18 protein-coding genes are annotated in these 15,744 nt (G+C 60.8%); 16 read left to right on the forward strand and 2 right to left on the reverse strand.

What is annotated here, in order from left to right:
* Window positions 1–501: 501 nt before the first annotated feature.
* Genes DFO48_RS07165 through DFO48_RS07180 form a run of 4 tightly spaced genes read left to right on the forward strand, consistent with a single transcriptional unit; the run spans window position 502 to window position 3,627 of the window.
* The gene (locus tag DFO48_RS07165; RefSeq protein WP_169315343.1) at window positions 502–1,506 is read left to right on the forward strand and encodes an RluA family pseudouridine synthase; all 1,005 of its coding nucleotides are present in this window, start codon (window positions 502–504) and stop codon (window positions 1,504–1,506) included.
* 9 nt (window positions 1,507–1,515) lie between these two features.
* Window positions 1,516–2,199: an HAD family hydrolase gene (locus DFO48_RS07170; protein WP_114862967.1), complete on the forward strand. Its 684-nt coding sequence runs from the start codon at window positions 1,516–1,518 to the stop codon at window positions 2,197–2,199.
* 8 nt (window positions 2,200–2,207) lie between these two features.
* A complete protein-coding gene (locus tag DFO48_RS07175) occupies window positions 2,208–2,573 on the forward strand; it encodes a Rieske 2Fe-2S domain-containing protein (RefSeq protein WP_003076671.1) in 366 nt (121 codons plus the stop codon).
* A gap of 1 nt (window position 2,574) precedes the next feature.
* Window positions 2,575–3,627, forward strand: coding sequence for a S49 family peptidase (locus tag DFO48_RS07180; protein ID WP_114862968.1), 1,053 nt, complete (start codon window positions 2,575–2,577; stop codon window positions 3,625–3,627).
* Window positions 3,628–3,721: 94 nt separating this feature from the next.
* On the opposite strand, the gene DFO48_RS07185 is transcribed toward DFO48_RS07180, so the two are convergent.
* Together DFO48_RS07185 and DFO48_RS07190 are read right to left on the reverse strand one after the other, a co-directional pair.
* On the reverse strand, window positions 3,722–4,510 hold the full coding sequence (locus DFO48_RS07185; protein ID WP_003076667.1) for an SAM-dependent methyltransferase: 789 nt from the start codon (window positions 4,508–4,510) through the stop codon (window positions 3,722–3,724).
* Complete coding sequence (locus DFO48_RS07190; protein ID WP_034349000.1) at window positions 4,507–5,115, reverse strand: Maf family nucleotide pyrophosphatase; 609 nt, start codon at window positions 5,113–5,115, stop codon at window positions 4,507–4,509. Before DFO48_RS07190 ends, DFO48_RS07185 begins: the two co-directional genes overlap by 4 nt.
* A 25-nt stretch (window positions 5,116–5,140) precedes the next feature.
* On the opposite strand from DFO48_RS07190, the gene DFO48_RS07195 reads away from it, so the two are divergent.
* From DFO48_RS07195 to DFO48_RS07250, 12 genes are all read left to right on the forward strand, one after another.
* The gene (locus tag DFO48_RS07195; protein ID WP_114862969.1) at window positions 5,141–5,695 is read left to right on the forward strand and encodes a DUF177 domain-containing protein; all 555 of its coding nucleotides are present in this window, start codon (window positions 5,141–5,143) and stop codon (window positions 5,693–5,695) included.
* A 239-nt stretch (window positions 5,696–5,934) separates the two neighbouring features.
* Complete coding sequence (gene rpmF, locus DFO48_RS07200; protein ID WP_003058062.1) at window positions 5,935–6,117, forward strand: 50S ribosomal protein L32; 183 nt, start codon at window positions 5,935–5,937, stop codon at window positions 6,115–6,117.
* 197 nt (window positions 6,118–6,314) lie between these two features.
* Window positions 6,315–7,355, forward strand: a complete 1,041-nt coding sequence (plsX, locus tag DFO48_RS07205; protein ID WP_034348996.1) for a phosphate acyltransferase PlsX — start codon at window positions 6,315–6,317, stop codon at window positions 7,353–7,355.
* Between the two features lie 8 nt (window positions 7,356–7,363).
* On the forward strand, window positions 7,364–8,344 hold the full coding sequence (locus DFO48_RS07210) for a beta-ketoacyl-ACP synthase III (protein ID WP_114862970.1): 981 nt from the start codon (window positions 7,364–7,366) through the stop codon (window positions 8,342–8,344).
* Between the two features lie 51 nt (window positions 8,345–8,395).
* On the forward strand, window positions 8,396–9,340 hold the full coding sequence (gene fabD, locus DFO48_RS07215; RefSeq protein ID WP_114862971.1) for an ACP S-malonyltransferase: 945 nt from the start codon (window positions 8,396–8,398) through the stop codon (window positions 9,338–9,340).
* On the forward strand, window positions 9,337–10,080 hold the full coding sequence (fabG, locus tag DFO48_RS07220; RefSeq protein WP_114862972.1) for a 3-oxoacyl-ACP reductase FabG: 744 nt from the start codon (window positions 9,337–9,339) through the stop codon (window positions 10,078–10,080). Before fabD ends, fabG begins: the two co-directional genes overlap by 4 nt.
* A 159-nt stretch (window positions 10,081–10,239) precedes the next feature.
* A complete protein-coding gene (gene acpP, locus DFO48_RS07225) occupies window positions 10,240–10,479 on the forward strand; it encodes an acyl carrier protein (protein WP_003058049.1) in 240 nt (79 codons plus the stop codon).
* 36 nt (window positions 10,480–10,515) lie between these two features.
* Entirely contained in the window at window positions 10,516–11,763 is a 1,248-nt protein-coding gene (fabF, locus tag DFO48_RS07230; RefSeq protein WP_003057981.1) for a beta-ketoacyl-ACP synthase II, read from the forward strand.
* Between the two features lie 124 nt (window positions 11,764–11,887).
* Entirely contained in the window at window positions 11,888–12,370 is a 483-nt protein-coding gene (locus DFO48_RS07235) for a hypothetical protein (protein ID WP_114862973.1), read from the forward strand.
* Between the two features lie 38 nt (window positions 12,371–12,408).
* Window positions 12,409–13,038, forward strand: a complete 630-nt coding sequence (rpoE, locus tag DFO48_RS07240; protein WP_003076654.1) for an RNA polymerase sigma factor RpoE — start codon at window positions 12,409–12,411, stop codon at window positions 13,036–13,038.
* A 27-nt stretch (window positions 13,039–13,065) separates the two neighbouring features.
* Window positions 13,066–13,854 carry a sigma-E factor negative regulatory protein gene (locus DFO48_RS07245; protein WP_114862974.1) on the forward strand — a complete coding sequence of 263 codons (789 nt, stop codon included), beginning with the start codon at window positions 13,066–13,068 and terminating at the stop codon, window positions 13,852–13,854.
* 260 nt (window positions 13,855–14,114) lie between these two features.
* The gene (locus DFO48_RS07250) at window positions 14,115–15,623 is read left to right on the forward strand and encodes a DegQ family serine endoprotease (RefSeq protein ID WP_114862975.1); all 1,509 of its coding nucleotides are present in this window, start codon (window positions 14,115–14,117) and stop codon (window positions 15,621–15,623) included.
* Window positions 15,624–15,744: the final 121 nt, after the last annotated feature.

Below are 15,744 nucleotides of genomic sequence, written 5' to 3' on the forward strand. Positions count from 1 at the left end.
GAGCCGTGATGCCAGACGAACGAGTTGAAACGGATGAGGAATCTGGGGGCGGTACAGGACGGCGCTACTGGCCTGATCTCAAGTCAGTAGCGGAGGTACAGGCCGGGGGACGAGCGGGAGAGGACGCGCATGCAGACGAGGTACAAAAGAAGCCGACGCGCGTGCTAGGGAGGTGGGTGGTTTCTTTGAGACATGGCTCGTCCCGGGGGCCGGCCGTGCCTTGCCCCAGAGGTTGATCAGCAATGTCCAAAAGATCCACATGCTCGTTGAGAGAACCGGCAGTTGCAGGCTGCTTTTGCCTGGACAACTGCACGGTATGAGATTCCGTATCAGTGTTTCAATTCGTCAGCCTTTGCCAGGCTTTCACAGGCTGCTGCAGCTCATCTTGACTGCAATTTGCGTGTGCAAAACTGGCGGGCATCGACCTGCCTGTGCGGTGGGAAATGATTGTTTGGACTAAACTCCATGCGAATCAATCACTTACAACTAAGCTCGGCACAGGTGAAACACATTATAGAGGGCAAACCGGCACAGGACCGGTCCCAGAATACGGCCACGGCCTCGGTACGGCTGATCGAGGTCGATGAAGACTCCGCCGGACAGCGACTCGACAACTTTCTCATGCGCCACCTCAAGGGGGTGCCCAAGACCCATGTCTACCGCATCATCCGTAGTGGTGAAGTACGGATCAACAAGGGGCGCGTGAGTGCAGAGACCCGGGTTCAGCCCGGCGATGTGGTGCGTCTTCCCCCGGTCCGGATCTCCGACAAAGTGGCTGAAAAAGCGGAACGCCCGGCGCCGGCTAAGGACTTTCCCGCACTGTTGGATGACGAGCACATGATCGCTTTGTCAAAGCCTGCCGGTGTGGCCGTGCATGGAGGCTCGGGCGTGAGCTTCGGCGTCATCGAGCAACTGCGCCAGGCGCGTCCCGATGCCAAGTTCCTCGAGCTGGTGCACCGGCTGGATCGCGAGACCTCGGGCATTTTGCTGGTCGCCAAAAAGCGCTCCGCACTCATCAATCTGCAGGACCAGTTTCGCGAACGTGAGACCGGCAAGACCTATCTGGCACTGGTGCAGGGGGCTTGGCCGGCCAACAAGAAGGTGATCGATCTGCCGCTGCACAAGTATCTGCAGGCAGACGGCGAGCGCCGCGTGCGCGTGACCACGGCCGATGACCCTGACGGAATGCGCTCCATCACCCTGGTCAAGGTCAGAAAGCTGATCGAGCCGCGCCCCCTGCAGGGACTGCCTGCCATGAGCCTGCTTGAGGTGACCATCAAGACGGGTCGTACCCACCAGATTCGCGTGCATCTGTCATCGCAGGGGCATCCCATCGTCGGTGACGACAAATATGGTGATTTTGATCTCAACCGTCGTGTGCAAAAGCAGGGCCTCAAACGCATGTTTCTGCACGCCTGGCGGCTACAGTTCAATCATCCCGCCAGCGGCGAGCGTGTCGAGCTGCGCGCCGAACTGCCGCCGGAGCTGGCGGACTTTGTGAACTGACCAGGCTTCATGACTACTGAAAACCATAGCCCCCGGCGACCACGCCGCTTCGATCTGATTGCATTTGACTGGGATGGGACCGTGGCGGACTCCACGGCCATCATCAGCCGCAGCATCCAGGAGGCGGTGCGTGATGTGGGCGGCACCATGCCCAGTGACGAGCAGGCAGCCTATGTGATCGGCATGGCGCTGATGCCGGCCCTGGCGCGCGCGGCACCCGATGTGCCGCCCGAGAAATACCCGGAGTTGGCCAATCGCTATCGCTTTCACTTCTTCAAGCATCAGGACGATATCTGCGTGTTTGACGGCATCCTGCCGCTGCTGGCCGAGCTGCGCGAGCGCGGCCACTGGCTGACCGTGGCCACGGGCAAGAGCCGCATGGGGCTCAACCATGCGCTGCAGGATGCGCAGCTCAAGGGATTGTTCGACGGTTCGCGCACGGCCGACGAGACCGCCGGCAAGCCCAGTCCGCTGATGTTGCACGAGTTGATGGCCGAATTTGGTGTGGAGCCCGAGCGCACGCTGATGATCGGCGACACCACGCACGACTTGCAGATGGCGCAGAATGCTGGCTGTGCCTGTGTAGGGGTGTCCTATGGTGCCCATGCCCCCGACGGCTTTGCCCAGTTCGATCCGCTGTTCGTGGCCGACTCCGCAGCGCAACTGCGGGCCTGGCTTCTGGCCAACGCGTGAAGGCTGCCATGACGCAGACCGTGGAGTTGTGCGCCAGTGCCGATCTGGTCGACGGCGGTCGGGCTGTGGGCTTTGACGTGCAGTATGCCGGTCAAGGCAGCCGCGCTTTTGCGATTCGCTACCAGGGGCAGGTCTATGCCTATCTGAATCGCTGCAGCCATATCCCCATGGAAATGGACTACCAGGAAGGTCAGTTTTTTGACGATTCCGGTCGCTGGCTGTTGTGTTCTACCCACGGAGCTGCCTACGAACCTGACAGCGGTGCCTGTGCAGGCGGTCCTTGCCGTGGCGGGCTGGTAAAAATCGCCTTGAGCGAAAGCGATGGCGTAGTGCGCTGGCATACTGGGCCACAACTGAAACCTCCAGAGTTTTGAGATGAGTTCCCCAAACACCCCTGATAACCATGATTCCCAGCCGCATGTGACGCCGGGCGCGGACCTGTGGTCCAAGGCTTCTGCCGCATCCGCCGAGGCGCCGGCCACAGCCAAGGTCTCCGGGGATGGGGGCTGGGAGCGCGATGTGCTGGAAAAGCTGGTGTTTGCTTCCATCAAGGAGCAGCGAGCAGCACGGCGTTGGCGTTTTTTCAGCCGTCTGCTGTGGTCCGTAGTGGTGCTGCTGGTGCTGTGGGCGGTGTTCTTCAAGGATACGGCCACCAAGACCAGTACCTCACCCCATACAGCGGTGGTGGAGATCAAGGGCGAGATCGCCTCGGGAGCGGATGCCAGTGCTGAGTTCGTGGTGGCGGCCATGCGCAGCGCCTTTGAGGATTCGGGCTCGCGCGCCGTGGTGCTGCTGATCAACTCGCCCGGCGGCAGCCCCGTGCAGGCGGGCATCATCAACGACGAGATGACGCGTCTCAAGGCCAAGTACAACAAGCCTCTGTATGCGGTGGTCGAAGAGTCCTGCGCCTCGGCGGCCTACTACATCGCGGCGGCGGCCGACGAGATCTTCGTCGACAAGGCCAGCATCGTGGGCAGCATCGGCGTGCTCATGGATGGCTTCGGCTTCACAGGTGTGATGGACAAGGTGGGTGTGGAACGCCGTCTGCTGACGGCTGGAGAGAACAAGGGCTTTCTCGATCCGTTCAGCCCCATGTCTGCGCAGCAAAAGGAATTTGCGCTGCAGATGCTGGAGCAGATTCACCAGCAGTTCATCGGCGTGGTCAAGGCCGGCCGTGGCGACCGTCTGCATGAAACCCCTGAAATGTTCAGTGGACTGTTCTGGACCGGCCAGCAGGCTGTGGAGCTGGGTCTGGCCGACAAGCTGGGCAGCCTCGACTTTGTGGCGCGTGAAGTGGTCAAGGCCGAGGAAGTCATCGACTACACCCGCCGCGACAATGTGGCCGAACGTCTGGCCAAGCGGTTTGGCGCGGCCATCGGCGAGGGATCGGTAAAAGCCATGCGCGGGCTGGTGCCCAGCATTCGCTGATCGAGCGTCAGAGAGGCGCCAACCCTTTCTGGATAGCACCGGTAGCTATCAAAAAGCCTGCGGTTTAGCCGCAGGCTTTTTTGTTTCCTGGCTCTCAGCGGCCTATGGCAAACACCACCGGCGTGCGATTGTCGGGTGGGGCGTTGCGCTGGCGCCATTCGCGCACCAGATGGCTTTCAATGCGTGCTGTCTCCAGTGTCAATCCGCTGGCCAGGGCCAGTCTGGTATTGGGTTGCAGGGTTTGCAGCAGCGCCTGCCAGAGGGCGGCATTGCGGTAAGGCGTCTCGATGAACTGCTGGGTTTGGCCTTGGCGCAGGGCCAGGCTCTCCAACTCCTTGATGCGGGCCGTGCGCTCGGCGCCATCCTGAGGCACATAGCCGACAAAGGCGAAGTTCTGGCCGTTGAGGCCGCTGGCAGCCAGGCCCAGCAGCAGCGAGACCGGTCCCGTCAGCGGTACGACGCGAATGCCCAGATCATGGGCGGCGCGCACGATGGAGCTGCCCGGGTCGGCCACGGCGGGCATGCCCGCCTCGCTGATCAAGCCCATGTCCTGCCCGGCCAACGCCGGTGCCAACAGGGGCTTGGGGTCGAAGACGGCGCCGCCCTTATTGCCATGGTCGCCTTTTTTGTGGGCTTCGCGTGGCAGCTCGGCAATGTTCTGGGCCTGCAGCGGAGCAGCCAGCGGGAACAGGGCGTCGATGCGCTTTAGGTAGGCGCGGGCCGTCTTGGCGTTTTCGCTGATCCAGTGAGTCAGAGAGGCAGCGCGACGCAGCGTGCCCTCGGGCAGCACCTCGGTCAGTGCGGTCTGGCTTTCGCAGCCGAAGTCGAGTGGAGCCGGCACCAGATAAAGAGTGCCTGCCTTGCCTTTGGATGTGTCGCTCATGGCAGAACCACTCCCGCGGCACGCAGCAACTGGCAGGTGCGAATCAGCGGCAGGCCTATCAGTGCCGTGGGGTCGTCGCTGACGATGGCATCCAGCAGAGCGATGCCCAGGCCTTCGCTTTTGGCTGATCCTGCGCAGTCATAAGGCTGCTCGGCACGCAGATAGCGCTCGATCTCGAGGTCGTTCAGTTCGCGAAAGCGCACTTGCACCGTGACCACGCTGGACTCTATAAAGCCGGTTTCGGCACAGCTCACGCAGACGCCGGTGTGGAAATTCATCTGGCGGCCGCTCATCTGGCGCAACTGCTCGGTGGCGCGCTCGTGGGTGCCAGGCTTGGACAGGGGCTGGCCGTCGAGTTCGGGCACCTGGTCGGAGCCGATCACGATGGCGCCGGGGTGTAGCTGGGCCACGGCTTGTGCCTTGGCCACGGCCAGACGCAGGCTCAGCTCGTAGGGTGTTTCGCCGCTGTGCGGGGTTTCATCCACTTCGGGAGAAACCGTCTCGAACGGCAGTTGCAGGCGGCTGAGCAGCTCGCGGCGGTAGCGCGAGGTGGAGCCAAGAATCAATGGACGCTCAAGTCGTCCGGCAATCAATAAGTCGGGCATTGCGGGATTCTCTTACACTGGCTGCATGAGCAAGGATTTTTCTGCGACCCGGCTGGACGTGCGTGCTTTCGCGCAGGCCGCAGGTCATCTGCATGGTCAGGCACCATTGTCGGACTTCAAGCGTCTGGCGGCCGATGCGCTGGCGATTACTGGCGAGCAGCCCCTGGTACGCTGGGAGGCCGAAGGCGAGCTGGTTGAGCAAAAGGGCGGCAGCGGCCATGTGTGGCTGCACCTGAGTGCCGAGGTGGATTTGCCGCTGACCTGCCAGCGCTGCCTGACCGAGGCCGATATTCCCCTTTATGTGGATCGGTCATTTCGCTTCGTTCCGGACGAGGCGACGGCAGAACTGGAAGATGACGACAGCGATGAGGATGTGCTGGCACTGAGCAGCGAGTTCAATCTGCTGGAGCTGATCGAGGACGAGCTGCTGATGGAAGTGCCGGTGGTGCCTCGCCATGAGGTCTGCCCGGTCCCCGTCAAGCTGGAGGTCAGCGATGACGCCTTCGAGCAGGCCAATGAGCAAAAGGAGAACCCTTTTGCCGTGCTGCAATCTCTCAATGTAGGCAAGTCTGCCGACTGATCCAGCCCGGAGCACGGTGGGGATTTGATTTTGCGTAGGCCGCGAAAAGCGTTTGCGCTATAATCGTGAGCTTCGCGCGAAACCCCCTCGTGTCTTTAATGGGCTGATCGCGTTTTTTTAGGACTTGCACAGACAAGGGCGCACTTACTCTCGGTGGGTGCGTCGAAAGGCAGAGTTTTTTGCCCGGTCTTGCTGTGTGGGTCGTGTTACCAACCCTTTCAAGATACACAGGAGCCATCATGGCTGTTCAGCAAAACAAGAAGTCTCCCTCCAAGCGCGGCATGCACCGTTCGCACAATGCACTGAATGTGCCTGGCATTGCTGTTGAAGCCACTACCGGCGAAACACATCTGCGCCACCACATCAGCCCCAACGGCGTGTACCGTGGCCGTCAAGTGCTGAAGAACAAGTCCGAAGCCTAAGCGACGACTGCATTCGCAAAGCCTGTTGCTACATTTTTTGTAGCAGCAGGCTTTTGTTTTTATGGGAGATATTTGCAAAATTAACCTTGACTGGCCTTGCTGCACAATTCCAGGGCTGGTTTTGCAGATAACTCCTGTGGTGGTCCCTGGACCATTCAGTTCATTACCCCAAACCCGATTGGACCTGTCAGTCGCCCATGATTAATTTGGCTGTTGACTGCATGGGGGGCGACCATGGCCCCCGCGTCACGCTGGCCGCGTGCCGTCAGTTTTTGAATTCACACCCCGATGCGCATCTGCTGCTGGTCGGCAAGGCCGAGGAGTTGGCCGGCTTCAAGCATGAGCGCGTGACCGTCGTTCCCGCCACGGAAGTGGTGAGCATGGATGACCCTGTGGAAATAGCTCTGCGCAAGAAAAAGGATTCGTCCATGCGCGTGGCCGTACAGCAGGTAAAGAATGGTGCGGCTCAGGCTGCAGTGTCGGCGGGCAATACCGGGGCGCTGATGGCGATCTCGCGTTATCTGCTCAAGACGCTGGATGGAATTGACCGTCCTGCCATTGCCTTTGGTTTGCCCAACGCCAAGGGTAGCGACACCACCATGCTGGACCTGGGGGCCAATGTGGACTGCACGGCGGAGCATCTGCTGCAGTTTGCGGTCATGGGCTCGGCCCTGGTGTCGGCGCTCAAGAACACGGAGGCGCCCAGCGTCGGCCTGCTCAATATCGGTGAAGAGCTGATCAAGGGCAGCGAAGTCATCAAGCGTGCAGGAGAGCTGCTGCGCGCAGCAGGCGATGCGGGCAACCTCAACTTCTACGGCAATGTAGAAGGCAACGACACCTTCAAGGGCGTGGTGGACATTGTCGTGTGCGATGGTTTCGTTGGTAACGTCGCGCTCAAGACCACCGAGGGGGTCGCTTCGATGATCTCGGGGATTCTCAAGGAAGAGTTCAAGCGCAACATCTTCACCAAGATTGCTGCCATCATTGCCTATCCGGTGCTATCTGCGCTGATGAAGCGCGTTGATCACCGTCGTTACAACGGCGCTGCATTGCTGGGTCTGCGCGGGCTGGTCTTCAAAAGCCATGGCTCGGCCGATGCAATGGCATTCGAGCATGCTTTGAACCGCGCGTATGATGCGGCACGCAACAACCTGCTTGACCGTGTCCGCAGCCGTATTGCTGCTGCCGCACCATTGCTGCTGGCAGCGCAGACGGAATCTGGAACTTCGGCGCCCTGATAGAAGACATGAGACGCTACGCACGCATCATTGGCACCGGCAGTTACCTGCCGCCCCGCCGCCTGACCAATAACGACCTCGCAGCCGAGCTGGCTCAGCGCGGCCTGGAAACCTCGGACGAGTGGATCGTCGAGCGCACCGGCATTCGTGCCCGCCACTTTGCCGAGCCCGATGTGACCAGCAGCGACCTGGCTCTGGAAGCCAGTCGCAAGGCCATCGAGGCTGCAGGCATAGAGGCTTCGGATATCGATCTGATCATTGTCGCTACGTCCACTCCGGACATGGTGTTTCCCTCGACGGCCGCCATCCTTCAGCACAAGCTGGGCATCAGCAACGGTTGCCCTGCCTTTGATGTGCAGGCGGTGTGCAGCGGTTTCGTCTATGCACTGACGGTGGCCGATTCCATGATCCAGACCGGCGCTGCCAAGCGCGTGCTGGTGGTGGGCTCCGAAGTCTTCAGCCGCATCCTGGATTTCAACGACCGCACGACCTGCGTGCTGTTTGGCGATGGCGCGGGTGCCGTGGTGCTGGAGGCGTCCGACGAGCCCGGTATCCTGTCCACCGAGTTGCACGCCGATGGCAGCCATGTCGGCATTCTTTGCGTGCCGGGCAATGTCTCCGGCGGCAATGTGCTGGGTGACCCCCTGCTCAAGATGGACGGTCAGGCCGTGTTCAAGCTGGCTGTGAGCGTGCTGGACAAGGCTGCTCGCTCCGCGCTGGAAAAGGCAGGTCTGACGGATGCCGACATCGATTGGCTGATTCCGCACCAGGCCAATATCCGCATCATGCAAAGCACGGCGCGAAAGCTCAAGCTGTCCATGGACAAGGTGGTGGTGACCGTCGATCAGCATGGCAACACCTCGGCGGCCTCGATTCCCCTGGCGCTAGACCATGGCGTGCGCAGCGGCCAGGTCAAAAAAGGCCAGACCGTGCTGCTCGAAGGCGTGGGCGGCGGCTTCACCTGGGGTGCTGTGCTCCTCAAAATGTAGCTGTAAGCGCAATCTGGATAAGCGTTTAAGGCAGTTTTTATACGAAGAAATATGAAGAAATTCGCATTTGTATTTCCTGGCCAGGGCTCTCAGTCCGTAGGCATGCTGGATGGCTGGGGTGATCATCCCGTCGTGGCTCAGACCGTGGCCGAAGCCTCAGAGGCTCTGGGTGAGGATGTGGGTCTGCTGATCAAGCAAGGCCCCAAGGAAGCGCTGGCGCTGACCACCAATACCCAGCCCGTGATGCTGGTGGCCGGCGTGGCGGCCTGGCGCGTATGGCAGGCCGAAGGCGGTGCGCTGCCCGATGCCGTGGCCGGTCACTCCCTGGGTGAATACTCCGCGCTGGTTGCGTCCGGCGTGCTGACGCTGGCTCAGGCCGCACCCCTGGTGCGTCTGCGCGCCGCTGCCATGCAGGATGCCGTGCCTGTGGGCACGGGCGGCATGGCGGCCGTGCTGGCGCTGGATGCCGAAAAGGTCAAGGCAGTCTGTGCCGAAGTGACGGCCCAGTTGGGTGGCGTTGAAGTGGTGGAAGCCGTGAATTTCAACGACCCGGGCCAGACCGTGATTGCCGGCAGCAAGCTGGCCGTGGAAAAGGCCTGCGAAGCGGTCAAGGCGGCCGGTGCCAAGCGCGCCCTGCCTCTGCCGGTCTCCGCACCTTTTCACTCCAGCCTGATGAAACCTGCTGCTGAAAAGCTCAAGGCCGCACTGGCCGAGCTGACGCTGGCAGCGCCTCAGATTCCCGTCATCAACAATATCGACGTCACCGTCCAGACGGACGCTGATGCGATTCGTGATGCCCTGTATCGTCAGGCCTTTGGTCCGGTGCGCTGGGTGGAATGCGTGCAGGCCATCAAGGCTCGCGGCGTGACCCATATCGTGGAATGTGGACCCGGCAAGGTGCTGGCCGGCATGGTCAAGCGTATTGACGCCGACCTGACGGGTGTTCCCCTGTTTGATGCAGCCACACTGGCTGACGTGAAAGAATTGCTCGCATGACTGATAACCAGACCAAGCCCCAGGTTGCCCTGGTCACCGGTGCCACCCGTGGCATTGGTGCCGCCATCGCGCAGGAGCTGGCCTCCAAGGGCTATCAAGTGATTGGCACGGCCACCTCGGATGCCGGTGCTGAAAAGATCAACCAGGCGCTGTCCGCCTTCGGTGGCCGTGGCGTCACGCTGAACGTGACCGACGGCGCTGCCGTGGATGCCCTGATCGATTCCATCGTCAAGAATGACGGCGGTCTGCATGTGCTGGTCAACAACGCCGGCATTACCCGCGATACCCTGGCGATGCGCATGAAGGATGACGACTGGGATGCCGTCACCGACACCAATCTGAAGGCTGTTTTCCGAGTCAGCCGTGCGGCTATTCGTCCCATGATGAAGCAGCGTTTCGGCCGCATCATCAGCATCACCAGCGTGGTGGGTGCCTCGGGCAATGCCGGTCAGGCCAACTACGCCGCAGCCAAGGCTGGCGTGGCTGGCATGACCCGTGCCCTGGCCAAAGAGCTGGGCAGTCGCGGCATCACCGTGAACTGTGTGGCTCCCGGCTTCATCGCCACGGATATGACAGCAGACCTGCCAGAGGCGCAAAAGGCTGCGCTCAAGGCACAGATCGCCATGGGTGATCTGGGTCAACCCAGCGACATCGCACATGCGGTGGCCTATCTGGCCTCTGCCGGTGCCGGCTATGTGACGGGGCAGGAACTGCACGTCAACGGCGGCATGTACATGTAAGAAATTTCGGCAGTTTGCGCGGTGTTTGCCGTACTTGCTGCCAGAAGCTGAACACTTTTGCAAGTTCAGTGGCCGTGTCCTCGCGACGGCCTGCCGCCAAGGGGCTTCTCCCGAAACGGCTAGAATCGCGGGTTCATTCACAACCCCCTGAGGGAAACCATGAGCGATATCGAAGCACGTGTCAAAAAAATCATTGCCGAACAACTCGGCGTTGAAGAGTCCCAAGTGACCAACGAAAAGGCCTTTGTGGCTGACCTGGGCGCTGACTCCCTGGACACAGTGGAACTGGTGATGGCCCTGGAAGATGAATTCGGCATCGAGATCCCTGACGAAGACGCAGAGAAGATCACGACGGTGCAAAACGCCATCGACTACGCCAATACCCACCAAAAGGCCTAAGGTCTTTTTTCAGCGATCAGTTAAAGGTTTGAACGCATGAGCCGTCGTCGCGTTGTCGTGACCGGTCTGGGCTGCATCTCCCCCGTGGGTAACACGGTGGGCGAAGCCTGGGCCAATCTTTTGGCCGGCCAGTCCGGTATTGACCTCATCACCAAGTTCGATGCATCGAACTTCTCCTGCAAGATTGCGGGTGAGGTCAAGGGATTTGATGTGGAGAAGTACATGAGCGCCAAAGATGCGCGCTCCATGGATACCTTCATTCATTACGGCATCGCGGCTGCGGAGCAAGCCGTTCTGGACGCAGGCCTGCCCACAGGTGAAGCCCTGTCCGAAGACCTGGCCACACGCATTGCCTGCGTGATCGGCTCGGGCATTGGCGGCCTGCCGCTGATCGAGAACACTCACGCAGAACTGGCTGCCCGCGGTCCTCGCCGCATCACGCCGTTCTTCGTGCCTGCTTCCATCATCAATATGGTGGCAGGGCATGTGTCCATGCGATTTGGCTTCAAGGGGCCGAATCTGTCGATAGTGACAGCCTGCACCACAGGCCTGCACTGCATCGGCGAAGCCGGACGCATGATCGAATACGGCGATGCAGACATCGTCGTGGCCGGTGGCACGGAAGCCACTGTCTCGCCTCTGGGTGTCGGCGGCTTTGCTGCCATGCGTGCGCTGTCCACGCGCAACGACGACCCCAAGGCTGCCTCGCGCCCCTGGGACAAGGACCGTGACGGCTTTGTCCTCGGCGAAGGTGCCGGTGTGCTGGTGCTCGAAGAGTACGAACACGCCAAGGCCCGTGGCGCCAAGATTTACGCGGAGCTGGCAGGCTTTGGCATGAGTGCCGATGCCGGTCACATGACGGCTCCCAACATGGACGGCCCCCGCCGCGCCATGCTCAATGCTTTGCGCAATGCCGGTGTGAACCAGGATCAGGTCAATTACCTGAATGCGCACGGCACGTCCACGCCGCTGGGCGATGCGAACGAATCCAATGCCATCAAGGCGGCCATGGGCGAGTTTGCGAAGAAGAATCTGGTGGTCAGCTCGACCAAGTCCATGACGGGTCACCTGCTGGGTGGTGCTGGTGGCATCGAGAGCGTTTTCACCGTGATGGCGCTGCACGACCAGAAGATTCCTCCGACCATCAACCTGATCAACCAGGATCCCGAGTGCGATCTGGACTATTGCGCCAATACGGCGCGTGACGCCAAGCTGGAAGTTGCCGTGAAGAACAACTTCGGTTTCGGAGGCACCAACGGCACGCTGGTCTTCAAGCGCGTCTAAGTCGCGTCGAGCCGCTTCTGCACAAGCCCGCACAGGCCCAGGCCTTGCGGGCTTTGTTCTATGTGCGGCTTGATCGTGCTTTCCCTAGCTTTGCTGCAGCCGGGTTTTCGCACATGGTCGGCTCATGAGTGCTCGCTACCATGCTCCAGCTGTTGCCTATGTCTTTGTCCGGCCTGGCTGGGCCGGAGGGGGGCTGGTGCTGATCGGGATGGTCTTGCTGATGGCTCTGCTGGTCTGGTGCCTGCAAGTTCAATCGGGCTGGTTGCAGGTGCTGCTGGCTTTACCGGCCCTGATCCTGGCCGCAGTGCTGCTTTGCGGACAGTGGCGCAACTGGCCGCAAGGACGTCTGCTCTGGAATGGCGAGCATTGGCTGCTGGAGGCCGAAAACCTGTCAACAGCTCGGTCACTGCCTGTGCGGCTGGCGCTGGGGCTTGATGGTGGCCACTGGCTTTGGCTCAGCGTTTCGGAAGTTCTGGTGTTCAGGTCCAAGGGCGGCAGGCGCAGGGTGCTATGGATTTTCCTGTCTCAACGACACAGCCCCGAGCAATGGGGAGACTTGCGGCGTGCGGTATATTCCTCCATCGTGCCGCTGGCAGAGCAAGGCTAGGCCTTCGCCGGTTATGGCAGCACGCTGCTTGGCCTTTCATGACACCACCCGATTTTCCCACTCCCTCTGCCGACAGCGATCTGGCTCTGGTCGAACGAGCCAATGCTGGCGACACACGGGCTTTTGAGCTTCTGGTCATCAAGTACCAGCGTCGCATCGAACGTCTGGTGGGCCGCATGGTGCGCGATGTCGATCTGGTGCCTGACATCGCGCAGGAAACCTTCATTCGCGCCTACAAGGCCTTGCACCAGTTTCGCGGCGAGGCCCAGTTCTACACCTGGCTGTACCGCATCGCAGTCAACACCGCCAAGAAGGCCTTGATGGAAATGCATCGCTCGCCGGTGATGACCGAGAGCGCGTTACACACTGGGGACGATGAGGATGAAACTTCTGTTCACAGACAGGAACTAACAACTCAGGAAACCCCGGAAACAGTGTTGGCGGCGCGTGAAATCGCCGAAGCCGTCAATGCTGCCATGGAGGCTTTGCCCGAGGATTTGCGCCAGGCGGTCACGCTGCGCGAAATCGAGGGGCTCAGCTATGAGGAAATCGCGCAGGCGATGGACTGTCCCATAGGCACGGTGCGCTCGCGCATCTTTCGGGCACGCGAGGCGATTTCGGCCAGGGTCAAGCCCCTGCTGGAGCGCCAGGGCGGAAAGCGTTGGTAGTACAGGCAAGACGAGCAGGTGAACTTCATGAATGACGATCTGATCAAGCAGGAACAGTTGTCGGCCTTGGTGGATGGCGAGGCTTCCTCGGTCCAGATGCAGGCCGTGCTTTCCTATGCGGAAAGCGACGAAGGCCAGCAGTCCTGGGCCATGTATCACCTGATTGGCGATGTGCTGCGTTCTCCCGAGCTGGCCCATCACAGTCAGCACGATATTCTGAGCGGCGTGCGCGCTCATATGGAGCGCGAGCCGATTCGCGGCATTCATCTGCCCGGTGTGACCGCAGATGCGGCCAGTTCCCTCGGTTTGGGCGGTCTGGAGCAGATCACTGCAGCCGAGGAGCGCGTGCAGGCTCAGGGCAACGGCGCAGCCGTGGTCAGCCTGCCTGCCCGTCAGGCGGCCAATGCATCGGTCTTTCGCTGGAAGATGGCGGCCGGCTTTGCTTCGGTTGCTGCTGTGGCCGCCGTGGGCTGGGGGGTCATGCTCGCAGGTTCGGGGGGGCTGTACGGCCGCCAGGGTGGGGCGCAGCTCGCCGCTCTCAGCCCGAATGCCGTAGTGGCCGCTGCGCCTGCCGCATCGCTGGGCTTGAGCCAGCCCGTTTCGGGTGCTGAAGAGGCGGCCATGCCCTTGGGTTCGGAAGCCCAGTCTTCCACGGTGGTGGCAGTTGCTGGTCCCAACGGCCAGACCGTGATGCTGCGTGACCCGCGTCTGGACGAGTTGCTGGCTTCTCACCCTCAGCAAAGCAGCGCGCCCAATCTGCAGATGCCTGCCAGCTTTTTGCGCAATGCAAGCTTTGCCACGGCTACCCGCCATTGATGCTTCTTCACACAGCAGTCTTAGGCCTGAAATGCATGGTTGTCAGGTCTAGGCTTTTTCCCGGCTTGCGAACGCAGCTATTGATTTAGGATCAGTTGGGTGCAGATGCTGTTTTATCTGCGCGCAATTTGAAGAGCCTGAGTGCTTTCAGTTGATGGCGGCTTTTGCCAGAATGCGCTTCAATGCTCTCACCTGTTTTCTCTCATGGGTCTGATTTGACGACCCGTTCTGTCAGACGACTCGAACAAGGAATAAAAACGATGCGCACACCAGCCCGGATGACGCTCAAATCCCGTGTTTCGGCTACAGCCATTGCCATTGCCAGTGCGATGGCGATCGCTGCTCTGGCCGCAGGAGGCATGCTGCCGGTTACTGCTGCTCATGCCCAAAGTGCTGCTACGGCACGCGGCCTGCCGGACTTTACGGATCTGGTCGATCAGGTGGGACCTTCGGTTGTCAACATTCGAACGCTGGAGAAAGTCTCCAACAACAGCGCCGAAGCTCTGGGCATGGATGAAGATATGCTGGAGTTCTTTCGCCGCTTCGGCCTTCCAGTGCCCAATGTGCCGCGTCAGCGCTCGCCCAAGGGCGGTCAATCAGAGGAAGAGCAGCCACGTGGCGTGGGCTCTGGCTTCGTCCTTACGGCTGATGGCTATGTGATGACCAATGCCCATGTGGTCGACGGCGCAGATGAAGTCATTGTCACGCTGACCGACAAGCGAGAGTTCAAGGCAAAAATAGTCGGCGCAGACAAGCGTACCGATGTCGCGGTGGTCAAGATCGATGCCAAGGGACTTCCTGCGGTCAAGATCGGCGATGTGAGCAAGCTGCGCGTGGGCGAGTGGGTCATGGCGATAGGCTCGCCCTTCGGGCTCGAAAACTCGGTGACTGCCGGCATTGTCTCGGCCAAGCAGCGCGATACTGGCGACTATCTGCCCTTTATCCAGACCGATGTGGCCATCAATCCCGGCAACTCGGGTGGCCCGCTGATCAATATGCGTGGTGAGGTGGTGGGAATCAACAGCCAGATCTACTCGCGTTCGGGCGGCTTCATGGGGATCAGCTTTGCAATTCCCGTGGATGAAGCGATCCGTGTCAGCGATCAGCTGCGTGCCACCGGCAAGGTCACGCGCGGCCGTATCGGCGTGCAGATCGGCCCCGTGACCAAGGATGTGGCCGAGTCCATAGGCCTTGGCAAGCCAGAAGGCGCTCTGGTCTCGGCCGTCGAGCCGGACTCTCCTGCGGCCAAGGCCGGTGTGGAGGCGGGCGACGTGATCACCAAGTTCGATGGCAAGGCCATCGAGAAGGTCTCCGATCTGCCGCGTCTCGTAGGAAATACCAAGCCAGGCACCAAGAGCTCCATTACCGTGCTGCGCCGCGGCAAGCTCAAGGAGTTGAGCATGGTGATTGCCGAAGTGCCTTCTGACGAATCTGCCAAGACCAAGGCCGGCAGCGGTGGGGCAGGCAAGACGCCTTCCGCCGGCACGCTGGAGAACAAGGCTCTGGGCCTGACGCTGAGCGAACTGACGGCGGCGCAGAAGAAGGAGCTGGCCATCAAGGGCGGCGTGCGCGTGTCGGCTGCGGTGGATGCCGCAGCCCGTGCCGGCCTGCGTGAAGGCGATGTGATCCTGCAACTGGCGAATGCGGAAGTCTCCGATCTCAAGAGCTTCGAGGCTGCCTGGGCCAAGGCTGACAAGTCCAAACCCGTCAATGTGCTGGTGCGCCGTGGTGACTGGGCGCAGTATGTGTTGATTCGCCCTGCCAAATAACTGAGCTGAAAGCCAGCATGGGCTTGTTGCCATTTCGTGATCTGAAATGACAACAAGCCCTCAGCCTGTCAGTGCCCCTATGCCATTGGGTAGAATCCCACGCAAATGCATGGTGGTTGGA

The sequence above is a fragment of the Comamonas sp. AG1104 genome (assembly GCF_003350425.1).
GTDB classification, from domain to species: domain Bacteria; phylum Pseudomonadota; class Gammaproteobacteria; order Burkholderiales; family Burkholderiaceae_C; genus Comamonas; species Comamonas testosteroni.